Annotated in this window: 9 protein-coding genes; 5 read left to right on the forward strand and 4 right to left on the reverse strand. The window is 50.5% G+C overall.

Translation table 11 applies throughout. The features are described from left to right. The first annotated feature begins 398 nt into the window (after positions 1-398). The 3 genes from L2712_RS08860 (at position 399) to L2712_RS08870 (ending at position 3201) form a co-directional block, all read left to right on the forward strand. Entirely contained in the window at positions 399-1208 is an 810-nt protein-coding gene (locus L2712_RS08860) for a winged helix-turn-helix domain-containing protein (protein ID WP_248977544.1), read from the forward strand. After that, positions 1201-1722, forward strand: coding sequence for a hypothetical protein (locus L2712_RS08865; protein WP_033539946.1), 522 nt, complete (start codon positions 1201-1203; stop codon positions 1720-1722). The genes L2712_RS08860 and L2712_RS08865 overlap by 8 nt, the downstream gene beginning before the upstream one ends. A gap of 69 nt (positions 1723-1791) precedes the next feature. Further along, positions 1792-3201: a hypothetical protein gene (locus L2712_RS08870; protein ID WP_248977545.1), complete on the forward strand. Its 1410-nt coding sequence runs from the start codon at positions 1792-1794 to the stop codon at positions 3199-3201. A gap of 650 nt (positions 3202-3851) precedes the next feature. Here the strand turns inward: L2712_RS08870 and L2712_RS08875 are convergent. Then, on the reverse strand, positions 3852-4226 hold the full coding sequence (locus L2712_RS08875) for a hypothetical protein (RefSeq protein ID WP_248977546.1): 375 nt from the start codon (positions 4224-4226) through the stop codon (positions 3852-3854). A gap of 1219 nt (positions 4227-5445) precedes the next feature. After that, entirely contained in the window at positions 5446-7623 is a 2178-nt protein-coding gene (locus L2712_RS08880; protein ID WP_248977547.1) for an OmcA/MtrC family decaheme c-type cytochrome, read from the reverse strand. Positions 7624-8133: 510 nt separating this feature from the next. Between L2712_RS08880 and L2712_RS08885 the strand changes: the two genes are divergently transcribed. Both L2712_RS08885 and L2712_RS08890 read left to right on the forward strand, forming a co-directional pair. Then, positions 8134-9111, forward strand: a complete 978-nt coding sequence (locus tag L2712_RS08885) for a LysR family transcriptional regulator (protein ID WP_248977548.1) — start codon at positions 8134-8136, stop codon at positions 9109-9111. After that, positions 9098-10051, forward strand: coding sequence for a LysR family transcriptional regulator (locus tag L2712_RS08890; protein WP_033539951.1), 954 nt, complete (start codon positions 9098-9100; stop codon positions 10049-10051). The genes L2712_RS08885 and L2712_RS08890 overlap by 14 nt, the downstream gene beginning before the upstream one ends. Before the next feature lie 41 nt (positions 10052-10092). Here the strand turns inward: L2712_RS08890 and L2712_RS08895 are convergent, their stop codons facing one another. Together L2712_RS08895 and L2712_RS08900 are read right to left on the reverse strand one after the other, a co-directional pair. Further along, a complete protein-coding gene (locus tag L2712_RS08895; protein ID WP_248977549.1) occupies positions 10093-12309 on the reverse strand; it encodes a PAS domain-containing protein in 2217 nt (738 codons plus the stop codon). 85 nt (positions 12310-12394) lie between these two features. Next, positions 12395-12997 (reverse strand): TatD family nuclease-associated radical SAM protein, encoded by a 603-nt coding sequence (locus L2712_RS08900; RefSeq protein ID WP_248977550.1) that lies wholly within the window; start codon positions 12995-12997, stop codon positions 12395-12397. Positions 12998-13069: the final 72 nt, after the last annotated feature.

Below are 13069 nucleotides of genomic sequence, written 5' to 3' on the forward strand. Positions count from 1 at the left end.
CGTTTTGAACTTGGAGCCAGTGTGGCCCTGGTAGATTGCAAATAGTGTGATTTGAGTCAGATGAAGCCTTGGGATAGGAGAGAGTTCGTTATCACAGGTTTTTCTAATGTTTTGTATCGGCTATTCGAATCAATACCCCGCCAGATTATCGGCGTGGGCGGTTGTGATGCGATCTGTGTCACCTTATTTGTAACATTCATGTTAATTTGTGGGGTTTTGCGCGCTTATAAATATCGACGTGTTGAGCGTGAAGAAAGAGGCGGAAGTCACAGAGGTTTATTTTCCTTACTCTTGTTAAGGATATTTTTTACATGACTTTCGAGGAGATAGAGGGGATCACAGATTTTTTTTGCTAGCTTGCATAAGATTATTTGCATCTGAATGACAGAGTAACCAAGATGCAACTGGGCGATTGCCGATTTGACAGATATAAAGGCGTGCTCACCAATGAATTGACGGGTGAAGAGTGGCATCTGCCGCGCGCTGAATTGCAGGTCTTATCACTCTTACTGGCCAATAATGACAAAGTGGTGGCTAAGCGGGTCTTAGGGGCGGGCGATGATGAGCATGCCCCTTTAAGTGACTCGTCGGTGGCGCGTGCCGTCTTTATGTTGCGCTCATTTCTCGGCCCGCTTCATGAGCATATGATAGAAACCGTCAAGGGTAAGGGTTATCGCCTACGCCTTGAAAACGCGGTGCCCTCATCGGTGCAGGCGAGTGTGAGTCGTGAGCCCTATGGTTTAGGTGAGCGGATTGAAGCGGTGTTGGCCTGGTTGTTTGGTAAGCGTCATCGCTGGATCAAACTCTGGGTTGGACTGATCGTCTTGCTGCTTGGCGTCCTGGTGTCACTGCAGCTGTTCTCCTCGGTTAATTTTGAGATAGAGCACACAGAGCCTTATCTGCGTCATAGCATCACCTTGGAGTCTGGGCAGAAGGTGATGTTTATCAGTTACGCAAAATCTAAGACCAATAACACTTCGCTATTACGTCTGTCTGAGAAGATGTCTCAGGCGTTTGGCCACTGCGAGTCATCGTCTTGGAAAGAGGTCTACATGTCGCTTTCTCACGATAAACAGGTCTTTAATATCACGATGCGCGGCGAGAGGATGGGGCAGTCCTTGGTGCGCAACCTTAAGTTAACCGATTACAGGCAGCAGAAGGTGTTTATCTCCGATGTCTGGTTTAAAGAGGTATCTTTGTGTGAATAGAAAGGTGCTGTGGGCGATCAATTTCTTAGTGCTGGCACTGTTGGCGGTTAGCATCACCATTAGTTATCGCTACCTTAACCCTAGCGAGAGTTTGATGCTGAGCTGTAGCTCAGAGTTATTCGATCGCCGCGATAATGCTAATGCTGAAGGGCGCCACTACCTATTGGTCGATATCATGGCCAAGCAGCAGCAGGCGCAGATCAACTATCGCTATTTTAACCTCGACGGTACGTCGGCCGGCACCATACGCATGCAGGGGAAGTATTTCGAGATCGATAAGCACAGTGGACGCTACCATTTTTCGGTAGAGACCAAGGAGGAGAGTGGCGCCGAATCCACCGAGGCCATGCCCAGACATATGCAATATCTCTCTTACATCAGCTCCTTTAACTTAGACAGTAAGGGGATGCATAATTTATCTATTGAACCGCTGGAATTAGATCCCCACAGGGACTATGCCGTGGTATTGTTTCAGCCTAGCAACACCGTCTGTGGTTGCCGTATAGTGCAATAGCCACTCTTCGGCTATACTCAGGATGTTAGTTTCTAAATTACTGAAATAATTCCATAATTCTGAGGTTTTGTGTCTAAGGTTAATATCAAGCAGGAAGAGTCACTGTCGATTAAGTTTACCCATCAGATGAAGGTGGGTGACCATAGACGGCTCGACCTCTATTTCTTTCTGCCCAAGGAGATGGGGATCAATTCCCAAAGCCTTGATGAGGAAGAGTATTACCATGCCGCGATTGCCGGTCGACGCTCCTATTACTCTTCGGGCTTGCATCTTCCTCTGGTGCAGGGGCGTTTTATCAGCCAGAAGAAACGTACCGTCGAGGAGTTCAGGCTCTACCTGAACCTATTTGCCTACCAGTTTGCCGTGGCGATTGAGACCGACAGTAAGGAGCTGGCTCAGGTAGAAGATATCGAGAAGTTTTATACCTCGCTCAAAGAGCTGAGCGAGATAGTGACTCAGCTACTGAAGAAGTTTCGCCGTAACGAGCCCAGCGATCCTAAGTGGAAACACTATTTCGAAAACTCAGATAACTATCTCTCCTGGTTCTGCGAGCAGCAGTTATTGAAACTCTTATCCCATGCGCCACGTAGCAGTGATTACAGCGAGGTGGTTGAAGAGGTGATTAACCTGTGCCGCAGCGAGAGTAGCTATCGCGACAGCAAGAATTACAACTCGGCTCAGACCCTGAATGATCCTAACCGTATCTCTAATAAGATGTTGCTGCTGCGCCGTTTGATCCAGCAAGGGGTTGTATTAAAAGAGGAGCAGAAGCGTCTTGGCGTAGGGCTGAAGAAAATGACCACAGGGATAGCCACCGCCTTTGTGATGCTGGTGGTTTCAACGCTTATTATCAAGGCCCAGGGGGTCTTTAGCGGCCTCACCATGGCCTTGGTGTTTACTCTGGCGGTGATCTACGGTTTTCGCGAGATCTTCAAAGAAGATATTCGTAATGCCCTGTGGCGAGTGATTCAGAAGGGACGGCCTCGTTGGAGCCGCATTCTGCGCGACACCACCAGTCAGGCGATGATCGCTAAACAGCACGTGTGGATAGACTTTATCAAGTCTAAGGACCTGCCCGAGGAGATCGACGAGATCCTAAGGCGCCGCCACAGCCAGAATAAGCTCGATGCCGACATATTGCATTATGGCATCAACTCCCGCATCGCTAACAAAGGCTTCCTTGCCGGCTACTCCACCATACAGGAGCAGGTGAACTTTAGCCTGGCGCCCTTCGCACGTTACCTTGAGCGGGGCAAGGCAAAGATCTATAAGGAGGCCGACGGCAAGATCAGCAGCGACTCGGTAGAGCGCCGCTACCAGATCAACCTGGTACTGTCGCTGCAAGAAGGCCGCAACCCGCCACAATTCGCCCGCTACAAGATCACCATGAACCGCTCCACCATAGTGGATATCAGTGAGAGTGCGCTACCAGATGGGGTAGAGGCCATTGGGATGGAACACGATGAGACTGAGGGCTAACTTGCCCTTCGTCGGGGCTGATTACGAGGTTTAGCCACTACCTGAATAGGTGTTTGATAGAAAACCGTTCACCATGACATATGGTGTATCAATTGCCTGCCGCAGGCTCATGTGCAAACACATTTGTGACACGCTACGAGCACATCCCTGTGAGCTCTACCTCGGCATCCATGCCTCGGAAGGTCACAAATGTGTTTACACCTAGTTCTCTGTCTCTTCGATTAACCATTGTGGTTGATGGATAGGTTGATGGATAGGTTGATTTAGGTACTTCTGAAGACACGCTGATTCTTTTTGTATAAGAGGCATCCCGCGGAGCTCTACGACAGCATCTGAAGTGAATGGATTTACAAATGCCGCGATGACATGGAGGTCATAGAGCGGCCCGGCCTCGGAAGGCCTCAGCCGCACCTACACCGAGTTATCTGTCTCTTCGATTTAGCCGCATTTGATCTTTACAATTGTTCAAGTTAAGCCATTTTGGACATTTTCGAGTTAAAGCCTTAATTCTAACCTGTCAGTTTCGGATAAAAATTTCTATGGGATAACGCCCAGCTCACCGCGCGTAGTAATGTTGGCGACTTTACTGCGTGTTTTTGCAGTAAAGGTGCAAACATTACGGAGTCCGGTGGAGCTGCTGGTTAAGTGTTTTATTCGTTTTGCCACTGATCTAGATCCTCTACTGGATTAGGCAAGCGGCCTGAAAGCCATTCGGCACAAGTGCCAGGTTTGAAGTCTTTGTCGTGGCACTCTATTACCCACGATAAGAATTCTTCGGGACCACCGTTCATATATGGAGGTGGTGATACCGGATGAAAAGAAGTAGGTAAACGCTCATCAAGGGACAAGTAATTTAACACATGACCAAGTTCTTGAACTGTATGCCACGCAAATTTATGATTTATGTCGATATCAAACTTTACCCACCAACGACCATCATCTTCAGCGCCCGTTCCTATTGCACCACTTATCGCTGGTACTTTTTCTAGAAACTCTACTAATTTTGTAAAAGCTCGATTATCCATAATTACACTTAACATTTTATTAGTGCGGATGCGCGTTTACCTCGTTGGACCAGTGAAAACGCGCACAGTTAACTATCTGTATACAATGAATTTATCAGCATTTTGCTAAATATACCATCTGGAAAAACGCGCACGGATTTAGGCTTAAAATCACTCAAAAGTCACATAATTTAAATATGACTGTGTATCTGTCCAGTTTCTACTTCATGTGGTGAATCGCACAAACAGGACTTAGATAAGAAATTGTTGAGTAGTTAGTTTGCGATTTACTGGCTGACCAACAACTCACTTTGGGGCAAAAATAACCCAGCATTTAGATTCGCTACTCGCGCCAAATACCGCTAAATCGAAGAGACGTTGGATACCCAGTGCAAACACGATTTTGGCCTTCGAAATCAGGGATGATTTCGCAGAGCCCACAAGGAAGTGCTCGTGGCGAGCCAAAATAGTGTTTGCACGATCCCTGCCGGACAGGCGTTAGATTGCCATGAAGGCACGACCTTTAATTCGCGTCCCAACAACAAACACGATAGATGCGACAACATCGAGATGTGAACATACGCTTACCGCAGCTGATAGGTTGCCATGAAGGTAAGACCTTCAATCCCCTAGTCGATTCAAATAAGCTGAAGCCAGAAGCCATTGCAGCAAACAATGACGCTAAATCGAAGAGACGTTGGATACCTAGTGCAAACACGATTTTGGCCCTCGGCGGCAGGGAAGCCGCCGTGGAGCGTATAGGGATATATTCACAGCGTGCCAAAATAGTGTTTGCACATCCCCCGCCGGGCAGGCGTTAGGTTGCGATGAAGGTACGACCTTCAATTCGCGTCCCAGCAACACACACGATAGTCGCTACAACGGCGAAATTTGCACATCGCCGCCGGACAGGCGTTAGATTGCCATGAAGGTACGACCTTCAACTCGCGTCCCAACAACACACACGATAGTCGCTACAACGGCGAAATTTGCACATCGCCGCCGGACAGGCGTTAGATTGCCATGAAGGTACGACCTTCATCTCGCATCCCAACAACAACCCCGGTAGACGCTACAACACAGAAAACCCGCTTGAGGAAAGGCATTAACTCGCCATGCCGGGCACTCCATCCCCCCACCCGCTAAACCAAAAGTTTAGCGACAAAAAAAGGCACCCGAGGGTGCCTTTGACATTGCAGGGTGGAACGCGGTGCTCGGTGAGGGCGAGCACCTTTGGGTCTTACAGTTGATGACCGTGAGCGTGCATCAGCTTCTCAGGCGTATGGCAAGTGGCGCAGGCTTCACGAGCGGCCTTGGCGCTGGCCTTGTCAGCACCAATATAGGCGCCGTTGTTAAGCATGTGAGCGACTGCGGCATCAGAGAGATACTTCTGATGACAACTCATACAGGCCGCGGCATCAGGAGAGGCATACCAGGTCTCTACCGGATTAACGGCTGGGTCGTTGCTCTTACCAGGGATAAAGCTAGGCACAGTGTGAGCTTGTCCCGCGTTACGGCCTAGCTCGAAGCCGTAGGAGAGACCGCCCCAGCCAGCTTCGGCCGAGTGACAAGTCATACAGTCAGTCTTGAGCAAGGTACCGCTGCCGCCATGGCCGTTGTCATGTCCTTTCGCCTTGTGGGCTTTGTACATGAAGCTGGTAGACTTCTTCTCGCCCCAGGCAACCGCATCGCCGTTGGCATCTTCAACTGAACCGAGCTTCTTATCATTGGTGTGGCAGGCGATACAGTTAACGCCGTTAGAGTCATGATAGAACTCATAGCTGTGACAGCCGTAACAGCTTTGGCTGTCGATGATGGCGCGGCGATCGGCAACAACGGCTTCGCTGTCATTAAGCACGGTGCGATAGGCGTCGGTTTGCACATAGGCTGGGTAAGCATTGTCCGCGTCACAGCTGACGCGGTTGCTGCTGCCTTCGGCAAAGCAAACTTTTAGCACTGGCAAGACTTCTAACGAGCGTGAGGCGATGTCGGCAGGGAAGTTCATCGCCACCTTGACGCTGACGCTGTTGTCGGCATTCCAGGTCGCCTTGTTGGGATCTTTGATGTCGATACGACGCTGGCTGTAGGGCGCCTGTTCAAAGTCGGGATAATCCTTTTCGACGTCCCAGCTCACCACCATGTAGGGCTTGCTATAGCCCAGCTTATACACCTCTTCCTGGCTGACCAGGTTGCCAGCAGGGTCGGTTATCGCAATATCGAAGCTGATCTCGTTTGCCGCTGAGATGGCGACCTTGCTGACGGTGACATCATAGTCTTTCGCTGCCTGGTAAGGCTTGGCGTGATCACCATGCACGGCGGCGCTATGACAATCGGTGCAGCTCAGCGCCGGGTTCTTGTCTGAATTATGCTGGGCAGGTGAGTCGGTGTGACAGCCAGTACAGGCATTGGCGTTAGCGTTGGCTAGCCAGAGATCTTTGTCTGCCAGATTTTCATCTTCGACGTGGCAGGCCGCACAGTCCATGAAGGGCTTTGTCGGGAAGGCGGGGTAGTCGAAGGCATGGTCGCCACCGTAACCTGCGATGGTGTAAGGCATAGGCACGACATTGCCGTCAGCGTCTTTACCCTCACGGTGCGGCCCCATATGAATAGCGTGTACCATATGGCCAAACTCGACCGAGATGGCATTAGGGTCTGTGACGATACCGTTATGACAGGCCTGGCAGTTTTCCATGTCTAGACGGCGGCCGCCGTGTGCCTTGAGGCTATCGACCTGGTGACAGGTGTAGCAGGTTTGCATGGTCACTAACTCACGGGTGTCGATCCCTTCGGTGCCATTGGTTGACGGTATCCAGTCGAAGTGAGCATTCTCAGCCAGCTCATGGCCTGAGTCATATTCGAACTGCATTTCGATGGCAATGCGTTGAGTCAGGTCGGGATTAAACTCAATGCCTGCGGCATCTTCGGCAGTGGTGAGGTTAGTGTTAAAGGTGTAGGTGTAGCTACCATCATTATGATCGACCAGGCACTCAATGCAGTCTTTAATCTTCTCGAAGCCTTGCTCAAAGGTGGTGCCGTCATCGTTGGTGGTGTCGTTGAGTAGCGATATCCACTGTTTCAGCTCGCTGCCTTCATGCGTCTGCAGCTGCGCCAGTGAAAAGCGGAAATCGTGAAACGGATTTTCGCCACTTAACCCAAACAGACCGACGCCCTGACGGTTTTCCAGTTCAAAATCGACGCTAATGATACCGTCGGCGTAACTGGCATTGGTGATATTGGCGATAGCGTCTTCAGCCATATCAATATGTAAGCCGACGGCGCCAGGTGCACCAGGATTGCCCGGCTGACCATTTTCACCATCGATACCATCTTTTCCATCATTCCCATCTCCACAAGCAGACAGCATCATTGCCGAAGCGATAAGTGCCGCCAGTGTGGTTGTTTTTGTTGTTATCATCATTTCTTCTCCAAGATAAACCACTGGGGTATAGCCAGGAGAAATGTTAAAGAAGTGGGCTTTTTTCAGATATGAAGCACATCACTTTAACAATAATGATTTGGGTGGCGTTATATTCTGCTTGTGAGTGTTGCTGGTGGTGGTTTGTTATTGCGCCGACGCTTTGGTTTGGCGAGTTATCTTGTTTTGGCCTGTTTTGCTAGTGAGGTGTCTCGCTTTTTAGAAAGTGGAACTCTCATATTCATATTATGCAAATGGTAAAAGTGAATTTTGCCAGGCAAGATGATTGTTTCGCTATCCTTATGTTTCTTTTTGGATATTTTGTTTGCCGCCCTTCTGGTTAGCCGCTGATTCTGGTTATCTACACTCTGGTGTGAATGGCATTTTTCGATGTCACATATTTAACAAATATCTTTATTTGGGGATAAAAGTTTGCACTGGATAAACGTAATGGCAGATGACATAGCGTAAATTAGCGTGTGTGCACTTAAGCGTGATTTCCCAAGGAGAGGCATGAGCAAGATCAATGCTAATACACTATTTAATATTAAAGTTTTTGTCTTACTGTTTGATACCTTAAGCGCCACCGAGGTGGCTCAGCAGCTGGGGGTGGCATCTTCTAAAGTCAGTCGCAGCCTCAAGGCGTTACGGCATGCCTTCGATGAACCCTTGTTTGTTCGCAGGCAACATGGCTTTGAGCATACTCCCTTTGCCCAGCGCATCTATCCCCATTTGAAGCGGATGTTAGCCCTCTCTGAAGCGAGCCTTACCTGTTCCGATAAGGACACAGAGCTGGCGCATACCGAGCTGACGATTGCCTGCCCACCGCCCATCTCGCTCAATCTCTTGAGCTACCTGCAGGACAAAGCTTCTCAGCTTAAGCAGCGTTATACCTTCAACATCAAGCCTTGTAGTAATGATATCGATAAGTTGCTTATTCGACAGGATGTGGACTTGGCCATTACCTTGCGGGCATTTAACTCCGAGCGTCTGGCGTCAGACTTTGTCGCTCGGGCAAATGCCTATGTGCTGGTGGGTAACCAGCAGCATCCAATTTTTCATGGTGACGCCAGAGCCGATGTCGAGGCGATTTTGCAATACCCCTATATCAGCTTTAATGGCCACGAATTCGAGCTGGAACATGACCCGCTAGCCTTGTATGCATTAGATCACGGACTGACGATTAACCTGGTTGCTAAGGTCTGTCTGCTGTCGGATCTGATGATCCAGCTGGAGCGTAGCGATGCGCTCACTCTTATCTGTTATCGCGATGCCGTGGCATTCCTCTGTGCTAAGGCTAACCTGTCGGCCATGGCGCTGCCCGAAGATCAGAACCGATTACTTAACCGACGCGCCGATGGTCACAGCCATTACCTAACTAAGCTAAGAGACGCGGGCAACCGGCCACCATGGTTGGAGCAGGAGATCGCCTCTTATATTCAGGGGAATGTTATTTTAAATTGTGAGGGAGCCAGCCATGCCAAAGGATAAGCTGCTGGACATTTCGCTGGCGACCATAGAGATATTTTGTCAGGTCTATGTGAAGAAAAATGCCATCGAAGTGGCGAATCATCTGGATCTGTCACAGCCCAAGGTGAGTCGCGCCTTGGCGGCACTGCGCGCCGTATTTGATGACCCCTTATTTATTCGCCGCGAGAGTCAGTTTCAGGCTACCGATAGGGCCCATGACCTTTATCCCCTCTTTAGTGAGATGTTGCAGTGCCGTCAGCAGGTCGAGCTCTTGATGCGCGGCGTCGCGGGTGAGGGGCGCGAACATGTTGAAATAGCAACGGTACCGCAGCTGGAGGTCAACCTGACCCAAAGCGTTAAACAGGCAGCGCTTAGCGTCATGAATGATGAGTTGATGGTGGGCACCTCCCCCTGGGGAGAATCGACTCAGCAGCAACTGCTTAATGATGAGGTGGCTGCTGCCATCTGTTTCGAGCGGGCCAGCGATCGTGCCATCTTGTCTAAATCTGTCATTCAACATCGTGGTGGCTATCTTGTCGCCCGTGAAGATCATCCTATCTGGCAGGCCCCCAATGTGGATAACATGATTCATTATCCTCTGGTTAAGCTCAGAACCATGCCATTTCCCGCCAACAGATCGCCACTGGGCAATTATGCCAAACGACAGGGCAAGCAGTTACAGATCTACGCGACGGCGCCGGATCTTGGTAGTGCGGCCAATAGCCTGCTAAATTCAGATGCGATCATCATCATAGGGGTGAAGGGAGCGGTAAACTTCTTCAGAAATATTAAGGGGCTGCGAGCGCAGAAGATAGATGCGGAGCAGGACCACATCATCTTAGAAAACTTCAGTCACCCTACGGTTTACCTATGGCTAAAGCTTGATAGCAGCGGCAAGGTCACCACGCCTTTCTGGCTGCAGCGTTGCCTGGAAGACTATATTATTACCGCGCATCAGTAGTGAGCTGATTTCCCCGCAGGGAGTGACCTGCGGGGGGGATCTTAATTCTGCCGGGTAAACGCCTGGCAGATATTCTGCTCACCGATCTGCTTGGCACGCTTAAGCGCTACTTCGGCGTTACTCAGGTATTGCTCTAGGTTCTGTCCGGTTTGATAGCTGGCGATCCCCATGCAGATACCCGTACCCAGGCCGATTTCGTTGAGGCTGCTTAGGGTTTTCACCGCAAAATGATGCGCATCGTCTGAGCTGGTGTCGGGCAGGATGACGATGAGTTTGCCTAGCTGCCAGTGGGACATCTGATAGTTGACCGGCAGCGACTTGAGGATATGAATTTCTACCTCACGCTGACGGCTTTCCAATTGGCCGATATCACTCATGTGGCTCAGCATGCTCTCGGCGGTGATATCCAGTAGCAGCAAACTGGATTGTTCGCGGCTACTTTCGCTGAGGGATTTAAAGTAATCATCGAGATCCCTGAGGTTGACCAAGATGGTGCTGCGATGGGGAATAAAGTCGCCCCTGTCTTGCAGCAGGGCACGTTTTTGCGCTTGCTCCAGGGTGCAGACGATATGTTCTATCTCTCCGGCGGCGTCCAGGTGTCCCTTAAGCGTTGCCTGTAAGCAGGTATTTTCCGTGTTGTTAGGGTCACACAAAATCTGCCCCTTCCAGCTACCTTGCAGGGAGATCTGCTGGGTGATTCTAGGCCATTGTGAGCAGAGATCGTTATTGAGCAGCTCGGTCAGATTCTTGTTATGGATATCATGGATAGAGACCAGTTCCATAAAGGCCTGGTTGGCCAGCTCAAGCATGCCGTTGGCCTGCACTAAGGCACAGGGGATGGCGTTGTCGTTTAACAGTTCGTTAAGCTTGGCTTGATGCTGGGCCTCTCTCAGCTGAGACACATCCTCGAAGGTGACCAGATAATATTTCTCCTGACGTTTGCGAGGTGGAGAGCTGGTCACAGTGATAGACAGATGGCCGCTAGAGGAGGACTCGACATCGATCACCCCTTGCCATTTATGATCTTTTTCCAGTGCGGCGGCAATTTCGGCGTACTGCTCGTTTTCAAACTGCAAGATGCGTTGCAAGTTACGATCTGATAGCTCATCCAGCGGCAGACAGAGCAGCTCGGCCGCCTTTTCGTTGGCCGTCATGATGCGACTCTTGTCGTTGATAATCACGCAGCCGATATCTTGATGAAACAGGCGGTTTGCCAGCTCTATACTGAATTCGCGCGAGCGCTGACCGATACGGTAAAAGTGGCTGAGTAAAATCAGTGCCAGTGCCAGTAGGGTCAATATCACTGCGCCGACGATCAATATGTTGCGCCATTCGGAGAACAGGTCGGCGATGTCATCGTTTCGCACATAGGAGACCAAGTAGTATTCCCTGCGGGTCTCATATTGGGTGGTCAGTTCAATCTTGAGGTAGACGAAGGTGGCGTCATCGCCGTGGAACTGGCCAAAGTTGCTCATCGCCATCTTGCGCCATAGGGCCGGATAGGTCTGGCGCAGGCTGCCGCCCATGGTCTCAGGCATACGGTTGATAGTGGGCTTAATTTCGGCACCAGCGTACAACAGCCCCTGGGTGTCGACCATCAAGAGCGGCGACTCGGCACTGGAGTAGGCTGGTTTGATACTCTTTAACATGCGGCTCATTGACTGATACGTCAGCAGGTAGCCTCGAATGCTTTGGTCTGGGTTTTCCAGCCAGGCCAGCTGATAGAAGTAAGGTTCAAGCTTGCCGTTGATGGGGGTAAATTCCAGCGGCGAGGTATAGACCTCGTTGCCCCCCATGCTGCGCGCACCACCCAGTAGTGAAGGGGGGAGGGGGTCGCGGCTAAAGTCGTTAGTGGTGGAAAATTTAAACTTGCCTTGAGGGTCAAACAGAGCGATATCCAGCAGTTCCGGAATATTGCGTATCATCACCTCCCAGCTCTCCTGCAGCTTACGCTGACGCACCTCACTGGGAATCGTCAGATAGCGCTTGAGCAGCTCAGCGTTGGCAAACATCTGGGTACGAAACTGCTGAAAGGAGACCTTATCGGCGATCAGTGTGCCCACAGATTGCAGCTCGCTATACCTTTGGGTGGCCCAATCTTCCTGCAGGCGGCGCTCGCCCAGGGTGATAATGATGTTCGTGAGTAGCAATACGCTGATCAGCAAAATAATGATCTGTGTGACGACAGAGAAGATGCGTTGTGCAGACCAGTGCAGGCCCTGTCCGGCGATCAGTTGTGGATGTTTTTGCGTCAGCATTGCTCGCGGTGTTTTGTCAGTGATTTTGCGGCTATGTTAGCATGATTTTCGCCGCATAACACAGCCGCTTACATTCCGGTAACGCTTAACCGACTACGCCCAGCTTTCTATGTTTAAACTCTGCCTTGGCCGCCAATACCTGCTCGCGGCAGCGGTCAATATCCACCCCTTCTAATCCCTCGATGGCCGAGACCTGAACCTCGTCAATATACTCAGGTGCCAGACGAATAAAGTCCCATAGGGCTTCATAGGAGCCCTTAAGTTTAGGTCGACAATGAGTGAGATAGTCAGCTTCTGTGTCGGTATTGAGGGAGATAGAGAGGGCGTCAACCACCTCTGCCAGCTCTGGCAGAATATTACGGCGGTGAAATAGATTGCCCAGACCATCAGTGTTCACCCTTACCCTGCCGCCTCGACGTTTGATCTCGCCGGCCACCTTAAGCAGGGTATTAAGGTTAAGCGTTGGCTCGCCATAGCCGCAGAACACATATTCATCGAACTGACTGACATCGCCCAGTAGGGGGATGATCTCTTCACTCTTAGGTTGATGGTCGAGATCCAATTGATACTCGTGCACCTGCTTGCTGCCGTTATGTTTAGGACAGAACTGGCATCTAAGGGTGCAGCGCCCTGTGATGTTCAGGTAGCGGCTGCCGCGTATATCGTAGACTAAGGTTGATTGACTCATGGCGATGTTGGGCTAAATTTCTGACTAAAGGCAGGTGAATGGTGATGGCGTGAGTCTAGCGTTTTTTACCGG

Source organism: Shewanella marisflavi (genome assembly GCF_023283925.1).
GTDB lineage: Bacteria > Pseudomonadota > Gammaproteobacteria > Enterobacterales > Shewanellaceae > Shewanella > Shewanella marisflavi.